17 protein-coding genes are annotated in these 21,832 nt (G+C 48.2%); 3 read left to right on the top strand and 14 right to left on the bottom strand.

What is annotated here, in order from left to right; translation table 11 throughout:
• The first annotated feature begins 112 nt into the window (after positions 1-112).
• On the top strand, positions 113-1,969 hold the full coding sequence (locus BUE76_RS23050) for a type VI secretion system baseplate subunit TssF (protein ID WP_073038859.1): 1,857 nt from the start codon (positions 113-115) through the stop codon (positions 1,967-1,969).
• A 136-nt stretch (positions 1,970-2,105) separates the two neighbouring features.
• Positions 2,106-3,056, top strand: a complete 951-nt coding sequence (locus BUE76_RS23055; protein ID WP_073038860.1) for a type VI secretion system baseplate subunit TssG — start codon at positions 2,106-2,108, stop codon at positions 3,054-3,056.
• 468 nt (positions 3,057-3,524) lie between these two features.
• Here the strand turns inward: BUE76_RS23055 and BUE76_RS23060 are convergent, their stop codons facing one another.
• The 14 genes from BUE76_RS23060 to BUE76_RS23125 form a co-directional block, all read right to left on the bottom strand.
• A complete protein-coding gene (locus tag BUE76_RS23060) occupies positions 3,525-3,971 on the bottom strand; it encodes a hypothetical protein (protein WP_073038862.1) in 447 nt (148 codons plus the stop codon).
• 70 nt (positions 3,972-4,041) lie between these two features.
• Entirely contained in the window at positions 4,042-4,440 is a 399-nt protein-coding gene (locus BUE76_RS23065) for a DUF922 domain-containing protein (protein WP_158070029.1), read from the bottom strand.
• A 277-nt stretch (positions 4,441-4,717) separates the two neighbouring features.
• Positions 4,718-4,978, bottom strand: coding sequence for a hypothetical protein (locus tag BUE76_RS23070; RefSeq protein ID WP_073038866.1), 261 nt, complete (start codon positions 4,976-4,978; stop codon positions 4,718-4,720).
• 5 nt (positions 4,979-4,983) lie between these two features.
• The gene (locus BUE76_RS25325; protein ID WP_073038867.1) at positions 4,984-9,483 is read right to left on the bottom strand and encodes a DUF6531 domain-containing protein; all 4,500 of its coding nucleotides are present in this window, start codon (positions 9,481-9,483) and stop codon (positions 4,984-4,986) included.
• 81 nt (positions 9,484-9,564) lie between these two features.
• Positions 9,565-9,855 carry an immunity 17 family protein gene (locus BUE76_RS23080; RefSeq protein WP_073038869.1) on the bottom strand — a complete coding sequence of 97 codons (291 nt, stop codon included), beginning with the start codon at positions 9,853-9,855 and terminating at the stop codon, positions 9,565-9,567.
• 23 nt (positions 9,856-9,878) lie between these two features.
• Positions 9,879-11,237, bottom strand: coding sequence for a hypothetical protein (locus BUE76_RS23085; protein WP_143157145.1), 1,359 nt, complete (start codon positions 11,235-11,237; stop codon positions 9,879-9,881).
• Positions 11,238-11,248: 11 nt separating this feature from the next.
• Entirely contained in the window at positions 11,249-13,108 is a 1,860-nt protein-coding gene (locus BUE76_RS23090; protein WP_073038874.1) for a type VI secretion system Vgr family protein, read from the bottom strand.
• Positions 13,109-13,348: 240 nt separating this feature from the next.
• Positions 13,349-13,741: a type VI secretion system tube protein TssD gene (gene tssD, locus BUE76_RS23095; RefSeq protein WP_073038875.1), complete on the bottom strand. Its 393-nt coding sequence runs from the start codon at positions 13,739-13,741 to the stop codon at positions 13,349-13,351.
• A gap of 206 nt (positions 13,742-13,947) precedes the next feature.
• Complete coding sequence (locus BUE76_RS23100; protein WP_073038877.1) at positions 13,948-14,781, bottom strand: PP2C family protein-serine/threonine phosphatase; 834 nt, start codon at positions 14,779-14,781, stop codon at positions 13,948-13,950.
• A gap of 26 nt (positions 14,782-14,807) precedes the next feature.
• Positions 14,808-15,719 (bottom strand): formylglycine-generating enzyme family protein, encoded by a 912-nt coding sequence (locus BUE76_RS23105; protein ID WP_073038879.1) that lies wholly within the window; start codon positions 15,717-15,719, stop codon positions 14,808-14,810.
• A 230-nt stretch (positions 15,720-15,949) separates the two neighbouring features.
• Positions 15,950-18,217, bottom strand: coding sequence for a bifunctional serine/threonine-protein kinase/formylglycine-generating enzyme family protein (locus BUE76_RS23110; RefSeq protein WP_073038882.1), 2,268 nt, complete (start codon positions 18,215-18,217; stop codon positions 15,950-15,952).
• Positions 18,218-18,316: 99 nt separating this feature from the next.
• Entirely contained in the window at positions 18,317-19,237 is a 921-nt protein-coding gene (locus BUE76_RS23115; RefSeq protein ID WP_158070030.1) for a lytic transglycosylase domain-containing protein, read from the bottom strand.
• Between the two features lie 238 nt (positions 19,238-19,475).
• Complete coding sequence (locus tag BUE76_RS23120; protein ID WP_143157146.1) at positions 19,476-20,798, bottom strand: tetratricopeptide repeat protein; 1,323 nt, start codon at positions 20,796-20,798, stop codon at positions 19,476-19,478.
• 412 nt (positions 20,799-21,210) lie between these two features.
• Positions 21,211-21,546: a hypothetical protein gene (locus BUE76_RS23125; protein WP_216820720.1), complete on the bottom strand. Its 336-nt coding sequence runs from the start codon at positions 21,544-21,546 to the stop codon at positions 21,211-21,213.
• Between BUE76_RS23125 and BUE76_RS24945 the strand changes: the two genes are divergently transcribed.
• On the top strand, positions 21,533-21,832 hold a 300-nt coding region (locus BUE76_RS24945; protein WP_216820721.1), incomplete at its 3' end, for a hypothetical protein. The genes BUE76_RS23125 and BUE76_RS24945 overlap by 14 nt on opposite strands.

Here is a 21,832-nt window from a genome sequence, read left to right on the forward strand (position 1 = left end):
GTCGCATTGAAAGGACGTGGAGGAGCAGAGGAGTGAAAAATAGACACCTCTTAATCAGCCCGATGAATTTTCAATAATTCATTATTCTGGTACCAACACATAACCACACACCATGCTTACCGAGTATGTAAGTTCGAAAGAGGTCATCAAGAGCCGCATGCTGCGGCACGCATTGAGTTATTGGGGCATCCGCAACACCGAAGACCTGGACCCGCTGGTGAAACTGATCCTCGAAGCGCTCTCCCTGGAGTTATACAACCTGGGTAACGAAGTAAAAGACACCCAGGTACGGATACTGGAAAAAATTTCCGGCCTGCTTTCGCCCGACTTTCTAACGGCGCCCAGCCCGGCGCATGCCATCATGCAGGCCTATCCCGCTGAAGCCAGCGAAGTGCTGGATGCTACCATGGGGTTTGTAGTACAGGACAACCGCCCCCAGGATAATGGCGAGCCGCGTCCGGAGGCCCATTTTACCCCCCTGGTGCCCGTTCAGCTGACCCATATTCAGATCAGCCACATGGCAACGGGTAGCAACCTGTTTTCCTACGAAGGCAGCAGCCGCAAACGCCTGCAGGCACGAGGCACCAAAACCCGGCACATGGAAAATGGCTTATTATGGCTGGGACTGCACCTGCCCCCCAGCATCGAGGCTGTGGACCACCTGACTTTTTATTTCGACTGGAACAGCGTAGAGCCCCTGCAGGCCAAAAGGGTTTACCAATACCTTTCCCTCAGCAGGTGGCGGTGTGGCCAGCAGGAACTGCAAGCCACACAAGGTTACGCCTACCCCGAAATTGCAGCTGCACCGCAGGAGCCTACACGCTTCCTGGAAAGCGACCTGCTTTCCATTATTACCCACGACATCCTGCAATACTACCATCCCATGTTCATGGGGCTTGGCAACTTTGCCCTGTCGCAGTATGAACCAAAGATGGCCGCTTATCCAGCACAGTTCACCGAGCACTTTGCACCATCCGACTTGGAGCAACTGACACAGCCCCTGCTATGGGTTCAGGTAAAATTCCCCGAAGGCATGCAGCAGGACCTGCTCAACGAAGTGGATGTGTACCTCAATGCATTCCCGGTCATGAACCGAAAGCACAACGACCTGAAATACCGGCTTAAAGGCGGCAGCAATATCATCCCGCTGAAAACCGGCGCACAGGAGCAGTTCCTGGCCATGCATACCCTTACCGATGACACGCACACCTACCGGCAGATGCCCTATCGCAAAACACAGGAAGAACCGCTGGGCACCTACACCCTCCGTAATGGTGGCACCGAAAGGTTCGACAGTCGCAATGCCCGCGAGTTGATTAGCTACCTGATGGAACTGCTGCGCAGCGAGAGTGCGGCATTTGCCGCTTATGGCTACGACTTTATTGCCACCACGCTTAAAGAACTGAACCAGAAGATGGCCCTGATGGAACAAAAAACAAGGGCCTATACCGAAGACGCTGCAGAAGTGCCCAACTACATCCTGGTAAAACCCTTTGATGGCAAAGAGCTGTTGTATGCCGAATACTGGACCACACTTGCCGAACTGGCCAACAACCTGCGAAGCGGTACCCAACTGCAGATGGCCAAAGGATTTGTGGTAAAACCAGGCTCCGCCCAATTGCTGACGCCTACTATTGGCGGCAAAAACCGGTTGCGGCCCGAAGAACGGCTGAACGCCTTTCGTTATGGCATCATGACCCGCGACCGCATCATTACCAAGGAGGACATCCGCAACTTTTGTTTCTATGAACTGGGCAGCCGTATCAAAGAGGTAAGGGTGGAGAAAGGGTACGAGCTATCGGCCTTGCCCAGCGAGTCGTTTACCCGCACCATCGACGTAAAGCTGGTGCCCAATGGCGGTCCGCCGTTGGATGCAGCCGGCTGGCAGGTGCTATGCGAACAACTGCGCAACAAGCTCCGTAACCGCTCGGGCATGAGCAACAATTACCGGGTAATGATGGCGGAATAAGGTGATTGCGAACGTATGGCAGGGGTTTGTTTCACGCTGAGGGCGCAGAGGAGTAAATGACGCGGAGGAGCTAACAATTTTTATAAACGCCCATTCCAAGCTGTTTATTTCCGTATAACATCAAAAGGAAAATGCAATGCAATATGCAGATCACCTACTGCTGACCACCATGGGCAACCTGGTGCAGGACTTCAGGGCCGAAGTGATTGCCGCGGAGCTCGTGGCACAGGGGGTATCGGCGGAGCGCATCCTGATACAGGGGATGGGTGGGCAAAAGCGATCACTCCGGAAGGACGTTGAGGCCATTAACGAAGCAGAGTCGAACTACGACCACAAGGAATTTACTGTGATCCAGACGCCCCGCGACGGGTTGTACGATATGCTGCCCGAAGGCATTTTCCACGATGCCTCTACCCACCGACATACGGATACAGAAGAAGCGATCATCCAGGCCATGAAACAGCGGCGCCGGCAGGAGGAAGATGCCCGCAAGTTCTTCCTCCCCTTTGAGGCCACCATCAACTACCTGCGGATGCAGATGGCTATGTACGAGCACCGCCTGGATATGCGCACCTTTTACGACGAGTTGATCAGCATCTTCCGCGACGAGTGGGAACTGTTCCAGTACTTGGACAACCGCCAGTCCGATATCCTGCTTCACCTCCTACCCATCCTTCACAACATCCGCGACGATCATCCCAAGGTGGCTACCGTTATGGAACTGATGTTCCAGTTGCCCGTAAGCATCAGCCTGCGGCGGCAGTTGCCCCAGCACCCGGCAACACCCATTATGTCCAGTCTGGGATCACAGGCTTTGGGTATTGACTTCAGCACGGGCAACATGGTAATGGAGGAAGGTTTGGATGAAATAGTTGTAACCATCGGGCCGGTAACACCCGATGCTTTCCAGCAATTCCTGCCCGGCCGCAAAAACAGCCGGATACTGGAGTTGTTATGCGATTACCTGCTGCCTGTACACCTGGATATTGTAACCGAGATCAACCTGCCGCAAGAAAGCCGGCAAACCCGTTTGGCGGATGAATTCAGTACAGCCAATTCGGTACTGGGAACGGATACTTATTTATGAGCAGGAGGATATTTCACGCAAAGTGCGCAAAGAGATGAAAACGCAAAGAAGATGAATTTTGCAAATTGCTGCTGCCCTTTTTCCAGGTGCCTGATATTGCAGGAGTGAACAAGTTGGGAGGCAAATAAATAACCCGGGTTGCATCTGGATGGATGTGCACCTTCGTCCACCAAGCCCTCGGCTAATGGGGTTAAGGAAGTACCTGTTTGCTTTAACACCAATTACGCCTTGTCATCACAGCAGCATTCTTTCTTAGCATCCTGAGCGCAGCGAAGGATCTGAACTATATGCTGCATACTAGTTTAAAAAGCGGCCACCTTCCAAATTCCATTTCGATAATAGTAAAATCAGATCCTTCGCTGCGCTCAGGATGCCAAACACAGGTGGATTCCTTGTACATCCTGGTTAAAAAGAGCAGTACCCGAATGGAATAAAATCAAGCTGCAGGTACTGAGCCGTTTTTTCACTTCAGAAATACACCTGCCCCGGCTTCACCACCGCCACTACCCTCGCAAACAAAGTATCCGAAAGCTTCCACTGCGGTATGCCCTGACCCGGCGGATATTGCAGGTCGTTGGACAGGTTGACCTTGTGTTTTGAAAAAGGCAAAACCTTTACCAGCCGCTTTTCACCGGTGAGGGTGAACACCTCTTTGATCAGGATTTCCTTTAGCTTGTTGGTATCGAGCCCCTTGGTGAAGTCTTTAGGGATTTTATGCTCGGCCATCTGCGAGTAGCCGGCCAGCTCAAAGCCGCTTTTTGCCGGCATCTGGTCGAGCACCGCAACTATGGCGCCTTCTTTTAAACGACCTTGTTGAAAGCCCAGCAGGCTTTCCATCTGGGGCAGGCTTTTGTATTTGAGGTAGCGCTCCTGGGTAATATAGCCGCGGACTTGGAGGTAGGTATTGGGATGCATGTTAAAAAATTTGGTCTAAGTTGATCGCGTTGTAAGAGATAAATGAGTTCTTGTTGATGGCAGGAAATCATCAGGGCAGGTTGTCAATAGAACCATCAGGCTTTTGTTTTTCGGCAGCAATTTTCTGATCCCAGATTTGTTGTGCAGCCTTGTCCCTGCTGTGGTTCGTTTGCTGGTCGTAGCGTTCATCTACTTTCTTTACCCGCTCCTGTGTTTTTTCGCTAAGCTGCGTTACACTTTCCTGAAGCTGTTGGGTATTGAGTGCAGATAAAGTCAGCAGCTTTTTATATAACTCCCTTGCACTGAGCGCCAGAATATCATAGTGCCCTTGCTCGTGTTTTAGTAAATAATTCGACATTTCCTTTGTTACCACCCAACATTCTTCTGATACGAGGTAAAGCTTGATATCTATATCTGCAATGCCCACCGATTTGCCTTTTGATTTCAGCTTGATATTGCTGAAACCCATTTTTGAGTGTATTTGGGCATCCTCCGTCTCAAAAGCCGGGCGGGTGGTAAAATTTTGGAACTGAGACCAAGCTAGTTTAGTAGTGAAGCCTTCAACAGCCATTGGTGCATTTTTTCTGTTACACTTATAAGCACGGTAAGGCAGTCAGTTTAAATTAATCTGAATCATCCTAAATTGTTGGTGCAGCAAACGCACAGGGCTAGGCGGCACACCAAAGGCGAAATTGTTTCGCCTGAAGTATCACCAGAAGCCCTGCAATGTCTATCATTAGAAAAAGCTATACTCCTACATACTTAATCTGTTCATCAAGACTCCAATCTATAGGCTTCGCCTTCTTATCAAACCACTCCCCTCCTCTTCTAAGCCAATCTTCTCTGTATCTCTTAATTGATAACTCGGTGGAATCCTCATATCCAAATTCAACCCCACAACAATCACATATTTCAAATGAAGGAGTTGCCCCATCATCACCCCAAGGTTTTTCAATTTGTTCTAAACCACAAACCCTACATCTAAAATCTTTTTTCAAATCTTCCATATTAGTCAGCTAGGTTTTGAAGGGCCAGAAAAAACTGATGAAGGGCCGGGAGCTTGGGATTCAAAATAATCTTGGTTAGTAGCGTGTCCATGCTCTGCTGGGTTTGGTCTAAACATTGTTTTTGGAGTTCCATCCGCTTTCGTTACCGCAAAAGTATTTGTACCCGGATGATAGTAAACATTTTCACCATTAGTCCTAGTCCTCATGAAAGTACCAGGTGGAGGTGAGCTAGTGAAAGCATGTGCACCTTTCACGTACTGCAATGAATTTTGGTATTCAGGAAATTCCTTTTTATGCTTATCGAAATGCCCAAATGCATTTTGAGCGGACGTTTTACTACCTGTTGGAGTCCATAACTGACAAGCCAATCCAAAAGGGTCCAATCTATTATTGAAATCTTTTACATAGGCATATATAGTTGGATTATTCCCAGCAATTCCAATTGGATCCTGCGAAGCATAATTACCGATTTGGTTGTCGTAGTACCTAAACCTATTGTAGTACAATCCCGTCTCCACATCCTCATACTGCCCCTGATATCGAAATGGACAACTACCCAACTCACCTTTCTCCATCCGCACCTTTCCATAGCTATCCAATTCCCCTTCCCAAAATAAACCTCCATCCTCTTTGTACATCTGCGCCGGTGTGCCCAAATGGTCCGTCACAATGCTATACTTTTTATCGCCTTTTATTTTTCCGCAAGGCGCAAAGCTATCCGTATCAAAGAGCCAAGTGGTAATGCCGTTTTCACCAACATGCACGTCGCTTAACTTTTCACCCGTAATGGAGTGTTCTTTACACTCGTGCAGCGGTACGTTTCCGTCCCAAACAAATTTAGTGGTTGTGTTTTTGTAGCGCTTACTCAACCTTCGGCCCAGAGCATCGTAGGCAAAGCTTACTTCGGCCTGATCGGGCCGCACCACTTTGATTAGCATGCCGGCGCTGTTCCATTTGTACAGCCACACATCGCCACCCACGTGCTCTTTTTTCACCAGGTTTCCCTCGGCATCATAACTGTATTGCCAGCCACCAGCTTTTCTTAACTGCCCGCCAGCCGCATACTCCCGGTCTTTGCGGTTAACAGTTTGATAAAGGTTACCCACAGCATCCGGGTTACGTAGTTGCTCTTCTCCATTTGGAAAAACTGTTTTTGCCAGGTTGCTCCAGGCATCGTGCTCAAAGCGGGTCACGCCTTTTTCGTCGCGGATCTGCTTTAGCCGGTCGTTTACATCCCAGGTGTATTGCCTTTGCTTGCGCCGGTTAAAAAATGAACCTGCTTTTTGACCTACTTCCTGCAACACCGGGCGGCCAATGCGGTCCCGCTGCCACTTGTTTACCAGGTTGCCTGGCAGGGTGCGTTCTGTTTCCAGCCCCAGTTTGTCGTAACCAAAACGGGCCAGCCAGCCGTTCGCTTCTGTTTGAACCACATCGCCCATTTTGTTATACTGGTGCGTAATGTCTGCACCAAGGCTGCTGATTGTTTTTACCCGGTTACCCAATACGTCGTATGCCGAAAGGATCCATTCGCCGTTTACGGTTTCTTTTGTAATGTTGCCCATCACATCCCGGTCAAACTGCACGGAAGCGGCATCGTTTATTGCTTTCAGCAAAGCACCATCAGTACGATAAGCATATTGCTCTTTTGCGCCATCGCTGTATGCTACTTCTGTTACCCGGCCACAGGCATCGTAGTTGTATTTCGTGAACCGGTCGGCTGGCCGATTCACCTTGGTAACCCAGCCAGCCGCATTTCTTTCGTATTTGCGGGTAATGTTGTCAAAACCGAGTTCCTCCGCCACGTTGCCAGCTGGGTCAAGCAAAAAGCTGTAGGCCAGGCCGTGCTCGTTCACCACTGTACGCAACTGCTCTTCGGTGTCGTACACAAAACCAATGGTAGCGCCGGCCTCGGTGCGGATGGTCAGTTTACTCAGCCCTTTGTAGGTGTAGCGAACGTCTTTTTGTTTGTCGCGGTAGCGCACCACATTATCCAAGCCATCGTAGTCGAGTAAAATGTCGTTGCCGTCAAAATCCAGCACCCTCGTGATGCGGCTGTTCAGGTCATAAATGCGCCTCTGCTTTACGCAGTTGGGGTTCACCACTTCGGTGCAGTTTCCCAAAACATCATACGCGTACTCCGTGGTGGCGCCATCATCGGTTTGAATGGAGCGCAGGTTGCGGTCCTCATCGTAAGCCAGGCGGGTCACAGCTTCGCTGTCGCTGATGATTTCCACCAGCAGGCCGTCTTCGTACTGATAAACTGTTTTTGCCCCAAGCGGATTCACCCGCTCCCGGACAGCACCTTTTTCATTGTAGCTCCACTTCCATCGCCCACCTGCTGCATCCACAGCACCGGTGGCAGCAAAGTGAAATTGCGGATGGTAAAACTCCGTTTGCACAAAACCACCAGCCGGGTCAGTAACCGCAATGCGGTTGCCCCATTCATCATAGGCGTAAACCGTTTCGTTGCCCAGCGGATCAGTTTCTCCTTCCAGTTCGTTAAAGCGGTTGTAGCGGTAAATCCATGCCGCGCCATTTGGGTCAATGTATTTGGTAACTACGCCATTCCGGTGGTAAAAGAGTTTCCGGTGCCCCAGGCTGTTCGTCACCACCGTGCAGGCCGGATCGGTATAGTTGAAGGAATAGTGCAAAAGGTTTTCATCGCCCCACACTTCAATGCACTTGGCATCCGGTCCTTCGGGCTTGCTGTAACGGAACTGCCAGGTAAGGCCGTTGCGCCATACCTCCCGCATCATCAGGTGGGCCTGGTACTCGAATAACATGGGTTGGTCAAGGGCGTCCTTGTGTTGAAGGAGATCACCTTCGTCGGAATAGGTATAGCTGGCAATGGTAAACGAGCTGCGGCCAGCAAATTGCGGATGCGGCGCCTGTATGCTGGTGATGCAGCCGTGTGCATCCGTTAGCACAACCAGATTGCGTCCGGCACTGTCCACAATCCGCTTCAACCGGCCATTTTCATCATAGGAAAATCGAATGGCGAAACCGGCGAGGTTGGCAATGCTTTGCAGCAGCCTGCATTCGGTTTTACTTTGCCCGGTTGTGTACTCAGCTTTAGTGAAGCGATATATTAGGTAATCCTTGTCAGTAACGTAGAAATAACCTTCTTCATGCAGGTGTAGGAACAACTTTTCACCCCGGTTGAACACAGGCGACCCTGCAACCGGAAGACTAGTGAAATCGGCTGGCCGTCCATCTGCCATCCGTACTACTGCTGTTCCGGCTTCCATGTCCACAGCCAGCCCCCAATCATAGCTGTGGTGCCAGCCATAACCAAGAGGGCCCCTGTAGTTTGAGTTGCTGTACCATACACGCTCCCACACCAACGGGATGGGACCAGGCAATTTAAAATCCTCGTTGTCTGTGTAGAAGTAGCCACCTGAAACATCTACGGGGTGGCTCTGTCCTGTTCCAACGGCTTTTGATACGGCTGTCAGGGTTCCGCAACCCACTTTGCCCCGCAGGGCTGTTAGTCCTTTCTCCACGCCTTTCTTAGCGGCGGCTTTCAACTTGCCTAAACCCGCCTTGAACAAACGGTCCAACAAGGCCATGGGATTAATAGGAGTAGGAATAGAATTGACCAGTACCGGCCGCGACCATGGAATTGGGGTTATAGTACCTGAAGGCACAAACAATTCCGCTTTGGGGCTACCCGGTTCCGGAGCTTTCTTGGCGCCTGCACGCTGTCCTTTGAACAAATCTACCACACCCACATCCCAACAATCGTAATTAAGGTGAAAGCTGCCCACCATCGGATCGCCATCAGCTACTACAAACAAACTTCCCAGGAAAGCCTTGCCATTGTTTTTTGCAACGGCCGCATCCATAGCAGGATGAAAACCGGCACCCATGGGTATATGGGGTACATTCTTCACCTTGGTACCTGTAACTGCCCGGGGTATGGCGCCCCCAAACTTTACGGATGCACTCATATTTGCCAATCCCATGGCTATATCTGCAATTGCTGCTTTGTTTTGGGCCAATGCGTTGCTTGCCCCCTGCCCATCCTCATCGCCGGAGGGCAGCGCATCCAGGGCTTGTTTCTTATAGGTATTGATTAAGCAGCTCACCCAATCTTTGGCATTAAACAGCATGCCGATATAAGGGTGCGGCATAGGTACGGGTGCCGGTGATGGCGGGATGGTAACCATGTGCACGTCCACACCCATTACCGGGTCCATCTGTTTACCCGCAGGTAGCACCGCCTGGCCCTTGAACGCAGCCAGCGCTTTCATTACCGGCATCATGGCTGTTGCTGAAAGCCGGCCCGACAACCCTTTTACATTGTCTACCGCTCCTTTCACGGCAAGTGCGGTATCTACTATATTGCCTTTACCAGAAACCAGGTTGCTGATAGAAGCAGTAGCTTTTCCCACAGAATCCTTTGCCTCCTGCACATTGGCACCCGCACCCTGCACCACATGCTTGGATGCGCTGTAGGCACCGTGCTCGCCGGTACCATTATCGGGTAAAGCAGTATGACTCATGACCCGGAGTTTGTGGTTTATTTATTTTAACCAGAAATATCCATATCGGGAAAGGTGGTCATAGATATCCAGTCTTGTTGGTCAACCTTTGGTAAAAGATTTATACGACCATACAGTTCCTGCTATAATTAAAAGCAGACCGCCAATAAAACCAATAACCCGTGCGGTGGTTCGGCCCGCATAACGGCTCACCTGGCCGATGGTCCACCTGTTGTGATAACTGTCATCGGGCTTATACAACCAATCCCAATCTCGAAATGCTCCAATGATGATGAGTATACCCAACACTACAAAACTGAGCGACACCATTTTACCGAACAGACCTGGGTTCTGTTGCATCCAACTAGCTATTTTATCGGTGCTGTCCTTCATAATTAATCATTATAGTAAACTAATTATGTATCTACCGGCTCTGTTGCAGCCGCAGGCTGAGGGCCAGGCACCTGCCGGTAATTCCTGATCGCGGTAAGCCAATTGGGGCCATAAATGCGGCCTGCTATTGCATCCACTTCATCAAGGGAGATGTATTGTTGATAGCTTGAAGACAACAGCAGGTGCAGCAAAGCGGCGTAAGTAGAACCTTTTGCAACTTCAGTACTCAATTCAAAGCCAAGCCGCACGCCTTTGGCAAGCAACGATAAACCCTCGTTACGCAATCCTTCTTTAAAAGCACACTGGCCTGCCATCCTGCATGATTCAATGGCAAGTGGCATATTACCTTCCCGTATAAACAGCTCATAAGCCGCACTGTAATCGTTCCAACCAGAGCTCCATTCTTTTTGCAAAAAGTAAACACTGCCCCTGAACATCTGCGCCTGGGCAATCAGCACTCCAGCCATGTTGTTGGCGAAATATTGTTGGGCAGCCTGCGCTGCAGCCAAAGCTTCGTCTGCATAACTCAGTGCTTCATGCCACTGCTTATACCGGATTTTGTCATTCCCCAAAGCAATATTGACCACAACCAATTGCATTACCCAATATGGATCCTTAGTGATACTGCTCGTGGCAATGTCAATACATGCACGCCCACAGGTTTCTGCCTCCTGCTGCTTAGCTGCTCCCATGGCATTCATCATCTTTACAAAAGCTTTGCGGTATTGAGTACCCGGATCATTAGGATCACCCATTGCTGCTGCCTGTTCCATGGCTTTGGGCATGTCTAAATACAAGGGAATACTGGTTATCAATCCTTCAAAATCAATTGCAATTCCCTCATATGCAGGATCAACAATAGAATCGTGAATCAATATCTTCACTTTAGCGTTAATAGGCAGCTCCAGGGTTTTTGATAACCATTTAGTGAATTCAAAATCAACAACACCACCCCGTAAAACAGCCACGACAAACAGACCATCCGGAAGTGCTAAAGCATTTGCCAGCTTGTTGAAATTGTCGATGAAAAGGGCGGCAGGGTTTTCATCTTTTGCCAACGAGAAATCAGCTTGCCAGTGAACCGGAACATCATCAATGCGTTCATCCTTCACGCTCCTGTTCCAGATATCCACAATTTCCTGGAGTTCTGCAACCAGGGCAAAACTGTAATCCCGCAAATCGTAGCACCTAGAATCAAAAAGAAAAGCAATGTCGAAAATCGGCGTGTCTACCCCAATCATAAAAGTGTAAAAAGCATCTACCATATCCAGTTCATCCTGGGCACACAGCAGCCGGACAATCCTTGAAGACTTATGCCTCTTGGCTTCTTCCCACTTCTCTGCCATTAATTCAACTCGTTGCTGAAAAGGATTTGACTGCATTGATACTTGCCTTAGTTAAGTTTTACAATGGCTCCCTGAATAGAGGTGGGTCCAGATGAACTAACATCCATGGTCGCATCGCCATTCACTGTAGCACTAGCTCCTGTAAGCTTTACTTCGGATATTCCATTCACCAAAGCTTTTGCGCCAACAAGTGTAGCATTATCAGAACCTGAAATAGTTGTCTTGACACCACCCACATTCACTTCGCCATTTGCTTTCATGTCGATACCATGGGCTCCACTGTTCATACGCGCATCAGCGCTTCCGCCTATTACTACGTGTGCACCGGTTAAGGTTATTGTATCTCCTTCCATCGTCAACGAAGACTTGCCATTGGTAAGCACAATCTTCAAAGCCGCCGTTACCGTTATGGCGTTGGTACCGTCAATTTCAATTTTGTTCTTGGCGGTCTTGTCGATGATAGAGATGCCACCGCCATCATTCAGCGTTACGGTATGGCCACTTTTGCTGGTGAGGCTCTTGGTATTATTGCCCTGCCCCCCACCGCCGCCGGTCTTGCCATGAAACATGCTGCCCATCACAAAAGGCCGATCAGGGTCATTGTAGCGAAAGCAAAGGAGCACCTGATCGCCGGGCTCGGGCACCACCACGAGGCCGCGGTTTTTGGCGCCGTCCTTGCCGCCGCCGGCATCGGGGGTCATCACCCGCAGCCAGTCGGTCATTTCATTGGCCGCCTGCTGCCAAAGCATCTGCACCCGCACACGGCCCATGTTGTCGGGATCCTTGTTGTCGGTAACGGTAGCGATCTGGGGCTCGGCGATGGGCTGGATGGTGTTCTTTACCGGTATGACCTCGATACCAGATGGAATGCCTTCAAACACATTGTAGTACTTGCCGTTCTCGTTGATGTAATGCTCCACCCCGGTGATCAGGAACTTGCCCAGGTCCTCCTTGGCAAAAGCATTTTGCTCCGGCCTTGAGATCTTTACATCGGCGATGGCGCCAATACAAATGGTGGGATTGTCGCTGCTGCCCGAAAGCACTTCGAGGTCGGCAGCCAAAGCCGTTTTCTTTTTTTGTACAAAATCCTTCAGGTCGCCTTCGCTGTTCACGCGCTGCCGCACCGGGAAGCTTACCGGCTCGGCAAACACGTTGTGCGATTCATTGAGGGCAAAACTGGCATACTGATCTAGGCCATCCACGCTCTTAGGCGCTTTTGCCGTCACCACCTTATCGTCCTTGGAGAGATAGGCATAACTCGAAAAAGCCAGGGGAAGGATGCGCAGCTTTGTTTGCAACTGCTGTACATCTTCGCCGTACACCAGGCTGATGTTGGGCGCCGAGGCAGGCTTGCCGAAATAAAGCTGGATACCATCGTAGTAACACCACTCACCAAAATCGGCCGACAGGCAGTTGAGAAAATGAAAAGTGCTTTCGCGGTACTGGCAGATATAGGTAATCTGCTTCTTGTACTGCGGTTTTACCTGCGTGCGCACACTGCATTGCGCCAGGGCAGCGGTCAACTGCTGTACAATCTGTTGCAGGCTTTTTTTGTAGAAAGAAAGAAAATGGGGACCGTTCTCCAACAGAATGGTGGGGCTGTAGCCTTTCAGTACCAGGTCGCTGGTAAAGTTTTCGGCCTGCTCCATCCCTATTTCGCAGATCAATCCCCTGAATTCATAGGCCAGTTCGCCATCACTTGCTTTAAAGAGCTTGATGATGGCCAGCTTGCCGATCTTTTTCTGCGCGTCGCTCAGCTTAAACGCACCCGTCTTTTCCAGCACATCATAGCGAATACGGATGCTGAACTCGTGGTGTTCGTTGAAGCGCTGCCGGATGATCACCGAATGGTAATAGGCAATCTGCTCATCCTCGATCTCTATTTGTGCAAGCACCTGGTTTTGCATGACAAAAGGTTGGCATGATCAATAAAGAACAGCAGTGCAACGCTGCTTCCGGTTAAACTAAGCCTGCCTGCAACCAGAATACCGGACGACTGGCGGGACTAGAAATAAGGAAGCAACGCAGTATAAAAGTACTACAGCACAAAAGCTGAGGCACTTTGTGCAGTATACTATTGGCAAACACAGCCATCAGCAGCATACCGTTAGCGGTTCATCCAGCATAGTATCTATAGCAGGCATCCGCTACTTAGGCCATTCGTTCTTGTGCTCTGCATTGCCAATCTTGATCTTTTCAGCCGACACTGTAAAGTCTATAGCCATAGGCTCCGAACCCGTGATGTCAATACCTTCCTGAAAATGGATGATGTATCCTTTTTCCCAGGTGAGCTCTTTCATCTTGGCATCTTCATCCGTTTTCTTGAAAATGATGGAGCCGTCAATGGGCTTGTACTGGTTTACCATCGATTCAATGATGGAAGTGTCATCGGTTGACTCGATACTTAGGTTGATGGTTCCGCCATACACCCCCGATGCAGGACGACCTTTGGAGTCCACATCTCTGCGCAGGGCATAATTGCATTTCAGCACATCGATGTTGTCTTTACTCCCGATTTTGAGTTTTGCATTGAAAGCCATGATTGTTGGTATTAAGAGTGAAAAAAATTAAAGGCTTCAAACAGGACCAAAAATTAATAGGGCAAAGGTTTTATTACAATAAGTATAATAACGGATTAAAGACCAGCGATTTTCGGGGCAGGATCAAAAGAAAGCTTCACTAGCGGACCAGATGGTGGCCTTGTATTGCTATCAACTTATGTATTAAGCAAAGCCATACACCCTGCTCACAGCAGTGCAAACAGAAAAAGACCAATGATCAAAAACAACAAAACAATCAGCACTGTTTTCAAGGTAGCGGGCTGTTTTTGGAGTAGGGGCTGCAAGGTCAACTGTATAAGGTACATGGAAAAGTTATCCCTGGTTTTCCCCTCACACAACTGGCGGAATGCCGCGGCCTTATCTTCCGGTTCGGTGTCGGTAAGCGTATTACTGATCTGCGCCGCTTTTATCTGCTCCAGAAAACCATCGGTACACAAAAGGATATAATCACCTTCGGCTATCTGACTGAGTTCATAAAAGTCCACCAGGTTGTTTCGGTTGCCGGCGTTCAGGCTCCGTGTAATAATGTTGCGCTGCGGATGTACGGCTGCTTCATGCTCCGACAACTCCCCACTACGTACCAGTTCATATACCAGCGAATGATCACTGCTCATCCACACAACTTTCCCGTTCCGGATATGGTGGATGCGGCTATCACCACACCAGGCCACTATCACCCGATCAGGGCATACCAAGGCAAGCGACAGGGTAGTGCTCATTCTCCTGGCACTGCTGTCTTCTGCGGCATAAGCAACCAGTTGGCTATTGGCATGTTCAATAGCTTGCAATAAGAAGTCGCGACTTGTTGCTCCTTCCCTGTTTGCTTCGTAGTAGTCCCGGATGGCCGAACAAACTAAAGCGCTGGCTACTTCACCCTTGTTTTCACCACCAACGCCGTCACACACTACAAAGAGCCGTTCACCAGGGGCGGCACTACCCTTTTGGGGAGATACGCTGTCTTCATTGTTTGATCTCCGGCCCAGCTCATTGAGGCAAAAGACCTTTTTAGCTGCGATCAAAGTATTGTGTTTTAGATTGTTTCGCGTTAGTCCAATGCCAGCCGCATACCGATAGCCTTGCTTTTCCAAAACCAGCTTTGCCGCTGCCTGCTGGCAGGATGAAAGGCACTTTTTCCATCTGCAAAAGATCCGCCCCGTACAACTTTCTCACGCCCATCCTGCGGGCCAAAAGGATTGACGTAAGCACTGGATTTATAATATGCCGGATCATACCAGTCGCGGCACCACTCAGCTACATTTCCAAAAAGGTCATAAATACCCAATGCATTAGGTGCCAACTTACCTACAGGCTGGGTTTTCCTTTTTGCATTGTCGTTGTACCAAACGGTAGATTTCAAATCAACCGGCGTTCCGCCTTTCCGGGCGGCATACTCCCATTCCGCTTCTGTTGGCAAACGCACCTTACGCTTGGTAATGGTGTTGACCCGGTTAACAAACTGGGTTGCATCATCATGTGTGATATTTTCTACGGGGCACTCGGGGCATTTATTTTCGCTGGGATTACTACCCATAAGCAGTTCCCATTGGCGTTGTGTTACTTCGTATTTATTTATGTAAAAAGTTGAAAGCTTAACAGGATGTGCAGGTACCACATCAGGCGGACCTTTATCTTCACCCATAGCAAAAGAATCTAACGGCACTTCTATCATATTGGCCAGCATTTCTTTTACGATCTTAGCAGCCTCCGTTCCATCCTCTGTTACAGCTTCCCTGATGGGCACAACTTTAGGACCTACCGGCTTTGGATCTGGCTTCATTATTACCCTGAAGGCAATACGGTGTACATAGTCCTGTTTGGGTTTTAAAAAAATAGTATCCGAAATGAGATGCCCGGTAATGGGCTGCACCGCCTCGATATAATTGGGGCCTGGCTTTAACGCAACCACTTTGGGCGTACCCGACCCAAACTCACCGTAACTACTGCCGTTTATCTTCAATGCGCAAAGAGTATCCACTACAAAACGGACATTCACTAAAGGTATACGTTGCTTGTTTGTCGCTGGCGGAATTTTAGCAGGAGGCTTTGGTGCAGGGCTAGGTTTAGAGTTTCTAGTATCCTTTACAGGAGTTACTTCCTGGCAGAGAAGCGAACCAGAAACAAACAAAATAAGTATAGTCAATGTGGTTTTGAACATCACACCTAATTGTTAAGGAAGTCAACCTTTGATTACTGGGGAAGTTCCCGGCAAATCCGGAACCCTAACTGCCCGCCGGTAACAACCGGAGCACTGGAAACCCTGGCTGTATTTCTTGGCCATACAGTTTCCGCGGTATACCAACTGCCTCCGCGCAACACTTTTTCTTTACCTTTTTCCGGTCCCTTCGGATCAGCAACAACGCTGTCGACATAATAGTTTTCTCCAAGCCAATCGTAACACCACTCCATTACATTTCCACTCATGTCATATATTCCTAACTCATTAGCCTTTTTGGATCCTACCGGATGAATACGGCGATCGGAATTAAGACCATACCACGCTACTTCTTCCAGGTTATTACTTCCACTGAAAACGTATCCTTTTGAACTATACCCTCCTTTTGCAGCATACTCCCATTCCGCCTCCGTAGGCAAACGGTAGTGCTTTTTATCCTTTTCAGCAAGCCATTTGCAATAAGCCATTGCATCATTCCAACTGATATGCACTACGGGCATTTGGGTTTTGTTATTTACAAGGGCTCCATACATATCGTGGCGCCAGTTTACACCTTTTCTATCCTTCCATGTTTTATCAACGGGGTCGTACACCTGCGACGCGCCATTCTGTTCAGCGGTAGTAATATGCTTAGCATCCATTACAAATTGTTCAAATTGGGAAACAGTAGTTTCATATTTGGCTATTTCGAAAGAACTAAGCAGTAACTCATGTTCCATTTCCCGATTACTCTTTGCATTTTTTTCGCCCATTTTGAATACACCTCCTGGCACCTTTACTAATGGAGGAACTGAATAGCTAGGAACCAACACAGGCTTTGATTCTACCTTAAGTAGCACATCCGGCTTCGGTTCATCTTTTCCGGATAAAATAAATATGGTTAGTACCAAAACTGCAACACCAACTCCAGCAATAAAGAATGCAGCCTTTCTTTTCTTTCTTTTGCTTTCGATGGCACTTGCTTCAGATGCTCGATTTTTGGGTGGTGACATGTTTACCAAATCCTCCGTTCGGGGTAATGTCACGGTGGCGCTTACCTCGTTCGGTGTTTGCTGCTTTGTCGGCTCAGCATCCATTCTTCCTGGCACTGTAATAACACGTGTAGCCATCTGATCGTCGGGAAGACTGCGCACCTCCGCAGCATTTTGCAAGCCGTTTGTAGCGGTATCCAATACAACCGGTTTATCATGCCTGCTAATAATCTGCGTAGCACCAGAATCCTGCATGTTTATCCTTGCAATCTCTTCTTCAGGTTTAGGCATTATCACAGCTATCGTTTGTGCTTCATCAACTTGAGGTTCAGGTACTATGGCTGTATTTTCTTCATTTGTATCCAATGAATTAGGCAAAGCCGAAGCATTCCCCATATGATTTGAAGCATAAGCAGTAGTTGCCGACTCCGGCACCTGGCCCTTTTCTTGTTTTGGCATTAACTCGCCCAACCCTGTTTCTAAAAACATTGGAACGAGTTCCAATGCATTCTGCACACGGTTGAATGCTTCTTTCACCAGGCAGCGCTTCACAATTTCCCGGTACTTGGGTGGCAGGTCATCAGCTTTAGCCAAAGAAGCTTCACTTAAAATATTTGACATGACCTGCTCTGCACTGGTTCCTGAACTGCGACTTCCAAAAAAAGGTTCTTTCATCAGGGTTTCATATACCAGCAAACCAAAACTCCACAAATCAAGATTGGTAGTGATACGCCCACCAATACCATATTTTTTGGGATTGAACTGTTCTGGAGCCATGTACTCAATGGTACCAATCAAAGTGCTGGACGCATTATCTTCACCATCAATGACCTTACTGATACCAAAATCTGTGATCTTGGCAACAGGCTCATCGTCTACCATCTTAATTAAAATATTCTGCGGCTTTAAATCACGATGAACAATACCTTTTCGGTGCAGGTATGCCAACCCTTCCAGCACATCAATCAATAACTTGTCGGTATATAATGGGTTCCTGGTCGTGAATGTTTTAAAGTCACCAGCATCCAAGTATTCCATAATACCTACTTCCGCCTGTTCTGTTTCTCCCAAAATATTCTTGCTGGTAAGTACGGCCACATCATAGTACTTGCACAAGTTTGGGTGTTCAAAACGAATCACCTTCTTGATCTCGTTGAGCACCTGGTATTTATCAGAAGCATTGGCTGTAAAAAACTTAAGGGCAACGGTACGTTCCAGCAAAGTATCATTAGCCCTATATACTTTGGAAAACCCTCCTTTACCAATCAGGTCGGTTTTTGGATTGAATTCATATCTGGTTTGAAAGTCCATAAAGACAAGTTTAATTATAACACTTCGGTTTTCACCAGCTCCATATCCTGCACTTACCTTTTTCTATTTTATACCCTGTGCTATTGGGCCTTTGTAGTGCTACCGTTCCACCCGCAAAAGCAACTGTTCCCGCTCTTTGAGGCTATCTATCGCAATTCCCTGCCTGCTGGTAAGGTCGTATAAAATCACTTCGGCATCGCCAAAACCCAGATCTACAAACACCCGGTCGTCTATTATCCATCCGCGGCCCTGAAGCACAGATCCGGCACGCCAAAAGCCATTACTCGTTTCCAGGTCTTCCTGTAATTGCACCAGCAAGCTATCTCCCTCGCTGAAGGTGGCATAATTGCCTTTGAGTTGAGCACTTACCAGGCTCGCCTTTTTCAACTTTTCCCTTTGCATTCCTGCTAACTCTATTTCGGTTGGCGGCTTCACGTTGCCCAAACCGGGCTTTTCGGGATGTGCACCATCATTGGTATGCACCTTTATATTGGCTTTTTGGAAGGAGGCCTCACCAGCCAGGTTGGTTTCCCGCTCTATTTGATCTGCATTTCCTTTTATCCGGAACACATTGTACCGGAAGAACTTGAGGTATACTTCCGGATACTCAAACAGCTCTTTTACGGCTACAATTTTATACACATACAAGGCCGTTTCCGGGTTGAGTTCCATGCTGAAGTAGTTCTTTCCCTGGGCATCAATCTTTCTGTACAGGTTTCCGATCCCATAGTTATAAGCTGCCGCTGCCAAAACCCAGGAACTTACCCGGTGATCTTTCCTGATCTGGGTATAAAGCCGGGCAAGTTCTTTGATGGCTGCAATAGTTGCCTTTTGCGGATGGTTACGTTCATCCATATTATTGTTCACCACCAAGCCCCACTCACGTGCAGTTGGCGCCATCAGTTGCCAAAAACCCTGTGCACCTGCACTGGAACGAGCCTGCAGAAAACCACTTTCAACAATTGGAATATATTTCAGGTCTCCAGGCATATTGGCCGCTTTGAGGTAATACTCCACCATGGGAAAGTTTGAGGCAGCACGGCGCCTAAGTTCAGGCAGGTTAACGGAAGGTATCTGCCGGCGGATCACATTCATCAAACGTTGCGCTACAAGATTGTTCCCTGTAGGGATGGCTTCCCCACAAAAGGTTATCTCCCTGGCCCAACAAAATACCATTGCAAGTTGCAGCACTAACCATAAAGCCAGTTGTATCAATCCTTGTTTTGCCATTGCAATTCGAATTTTATGGAGGCAAAGCCTACCTGTTTGCTTTAACGGTTTGCTTCACCTGTTGCCCCTTGCGCTGCTGGATTATAAAAGTCAACTGTTTTTTGGGGTGAACACTATCCGGGAAGATGCGGTTCGCACGCTGGTATTCACTTGTAGCTCCGTCTAAATTGCCATTTTTCAATGCTATATCACCATTGCTAATGGCTTGCTGATATTGTACCTGTTGTAGTGCCAGACGCTGTTGCTGATTTACCTTTTTAAGCTGCGTCTGTACATAGCTGTCTTTGATTTTTGCCTGGGCCGCCAATTCGTACTCACGCCGGGCAGCATCCCAACTTCCTGCTTTGTATAAACTATCACCTCTCTGTCGGCTAAGTTGATACCTTTCGGCTCTTGGCTTATCCCCTAATTCTTTAAGTTTCTTTGCGGCAATAATTTGACTGGGATCGATCCGTAAAGCCGCTAACAATTGTTCTTCGGCTTCTAAAAATCGCTTAGCTTTAATGGCAAGGTCGGCTTTACGCAAATACTCTTGTACTTCAATATTGGTTTCTTCCTGCCTTTGTTTTGCCACCAACGGTTTTAGCTCGGCCAACAATTGCTGCCCTTCAGTGTCGCCTGGCTTGTAGTAGAGTGCCCTTAAAACAGCAACTTCAGCATCCTTAAACCGTTTCACTTGCACCAGATTACGGGCACTGTCCATCGCTTTAAGGTAGCGTTGCTCTTTCTCCAAAACCTGGTTTTGTTGAATAGCAGCTATCTCCTTTAGTTTTTGTTGTGCCACCTGCAGCTGTTTTCCTTTATATGGAAGCATCCAGGTAAAACGAAGCTTAGCAGAATCCCACTGTTTCAGATTGTAAAAGTTATTGCCTTCCAACAACCACTGATCTAATAAAGCCTTTTCCTTCGAATTGGGGCGTCTATCACCAATTACCAAGGTAGCATCCTTGCTGCCCGTTAGTATTTGGTTTTGAGGTTTAGTGGCCGGAGACTGCAGATTTGAGTAATCGTGGCGGGCTGCTGCAGCATCCTGTTTAAAAACAAGCGTAAACCGATGGGTACGTCCCCCCTCCCGAACAACCAGTGTTCGCACAGGTGCAGCATCTTTACGAGCAGAAATAAGTAATGAGGTGCGGGAACCACCCTTGATACTGTAGAAACCTTCACCATTTTCAACTTCGCCCTGGCTGGGTGCTGCAAAAACCAACTCCACTACGGCAGTGGTACTTACCGTTATAGAATCCGGCAAAACAGTTTGTGCAAAAGCCGGAACGCCGTAAGGTATTCCCAACACCAGCATCAACACTGAAAAAAACAGAAAACCCTGTTCCGACCAATTGTTCAGCTTCATATTCATATATTGACGAAGTGCTGCAATCTGTTTTTGCCAAATGTCAATTTATAAACATTCTACATATATTACAATAGGTTAAAACACCCATACTAAGCGTTGTTTTACGCTGACTCTAACTTTGCACATCCCTCAGCCCATATTTTGTTGTTGTATAGGCTTCAATTGAAAATAATTTCTGCGGTGTACTGACCTACAGCTTCATTTACTTTTAACAGGTCGATATTCAAATGTTTGACATAGCAGCGAACATCAAACCAGTAGTTTCTGCCTCTTAACATGAACTTACCTTCTAAGGGCTATTTATAGACCCAACATCATCTCATCATGGAAGGCTATGTCTACTATACGCAACAAAAAACCCGCACTTGCGGGTTTTTTATTTGTAAAAAGAGTAACAATGCTTATAAACTCAAAAAGCTTTTGCTTTCTTCCGGCTAGGCTTTCCCTCCTTGACAGGTGTTGCCTGTTCAGCAGGCGTAGGCCCGTTGGCGGCCAGGGTACATTCCACCACCTCCAATTGCAGCGCCGTACCGGTATCGGGGTCCGAGCTGCAGGTGATCTTTGTTTTGCCGTTGAGGCTTTCTATGGTAATGAGGGCGCTTTCCATATCGCCGTGTTCTTTTCTTAGATCCGCCTTGTATTGTGCTTTGCCATTTTGCAGGAAGTCGGTCCAGCTGCAAATGGGAATGTCTTTTATATCGCGCGACACCGTGTTGGCTTCACCATTGATAGTGGCAGTGAACACCACCTTCCTTTTGGCAATGGAAAGTGTTGCAGTGAAAGGCAGTTCCTCCCCCACCACACCATTTTTCAGCTCCCTGCCGCCATTACATTTGAAAGCGACAGCATTTTCACACTGGCAGTACCCGGTAATAAAAGACCCCATCAAGAAGGAGAGCAGCAGGAATGATTGCGCATTTTTTCTTTGTTGGAAAAAAGGAAATCAATACCGGATAGCAGGCAGCAAACCCGGTAAGAGAAGTACAAACAAAGCGGCCACAGATGCTTATCTGTGGCCGCTTTGTTTCTTT

The organism is Cnuella takakiae (assembly GCF_001953305.1).
GTDB classification, from domain to species: Bacteria; Bacteroidota; Bacteroidia; order Chitinophagales; family Chitinophagaceae; genus Flavisolibacter; species Flavisolibacter takakiae.

What these genes read in the sequence shown, in the direction of transcription:
- BUE76_RS23050 (WP_073038859.1), top strand. Translation starts at nt 113, where the DNA reads ATGCTTACCGAGTATGTAAGTTCGAAAGAGGTCATCAAGAGCCGCATG.
- BUE76_RS23055 (WP_073038860.1), top strand. Translation starts at nt 2,106, where the DNA reads ATGCAATATGCAGATCACCTACTGCTGACCACCATGGGCAACCTGGTG.
- BUE76_RS23060 (WP_073038862.1), bottom strand. Translation starts at nt 3,971, where the DNA reads ATGCATCCCAATACCTACCTCCAAGTCCGCGGCTATATTACCCAGGAG.
- BUE76_RS23065 (WP_158070029.1), bottom strand. Translation starts at nt 4,440, where the DNA reads ATGGGTTTCAGCAATATCAAGCTGAAATCAAAAGGCAAATCGGTGGGC.
- BUE76_RS23070 (WP_073038866.1), bottom strand. Translation starts at nt 4,978, where the DNA reads ATGGAAGATTTGAAAAAAGATTTTAGATGTAGGGTTTGTGGTTTAGAA.
- BUE76_RS25325 (WP_073038867.1), bottom strand. Translation starts at nt 9,483, where the DNA reads ATGAGTCATACTGCTTTACCCGATAATGGTACCGGCGAGCACGGTGCC.
- BUE76_RS23080 (WP_073038869.1), bottom strand. Translation starts at nt 9,855, where the DNA reads ATGAAGGACAGCACCGATAAAATAGCTAGTTGGATGCAACAGAACCCA.
- BUE76_RS23085 (WP_143157145.1), bottom strand. Translation starts at nt 11,237, where the DNA reads ATGCAGTCAAATCCTTTTCAGCAACGAGTTGAATTAATGGCAGAGAAG.
- BUE76_RS23090 (WP_073038874.1), bottom strand. Translation starts at nt 13,108, where the DNA reads ATGCAAAACCAGGTGCTTGCACAAATAGAGATCGAGGATGAGCAGATT.
- tssD (WP_073038875.1), bottom strand. Translation starts at nt 13,741, where the DNA reads ATGGCTTTCAATGCAAAACTCAAAATCGGGAGTAAAGACAACATCGAT.
- BUE76_RS23110 (WP_073038882.1), bottom strand. Translation starts at nt 18,217, where the DNA reads ATGGACTTTCAAACCAGATATGAATTCAATCCAAAAACCGACCTGATT.
- BUE76_RS23115 (WP_158070030.1), bottom strand. Translation starts at nt 19,237, where the DNA reads ATGGTGGAGTATTACCTCAAAGCGGCCAATATGCCTGGAGACCTGAAA.
- BUE76_RS23120 (WP_143157146.1), bottom strand. Translation starts at nt 20,798, where the DNA reads ATGAAGCTGAACAATTGGTCGGAACAGGGTTTTCTGTTTTTTTCAGTG.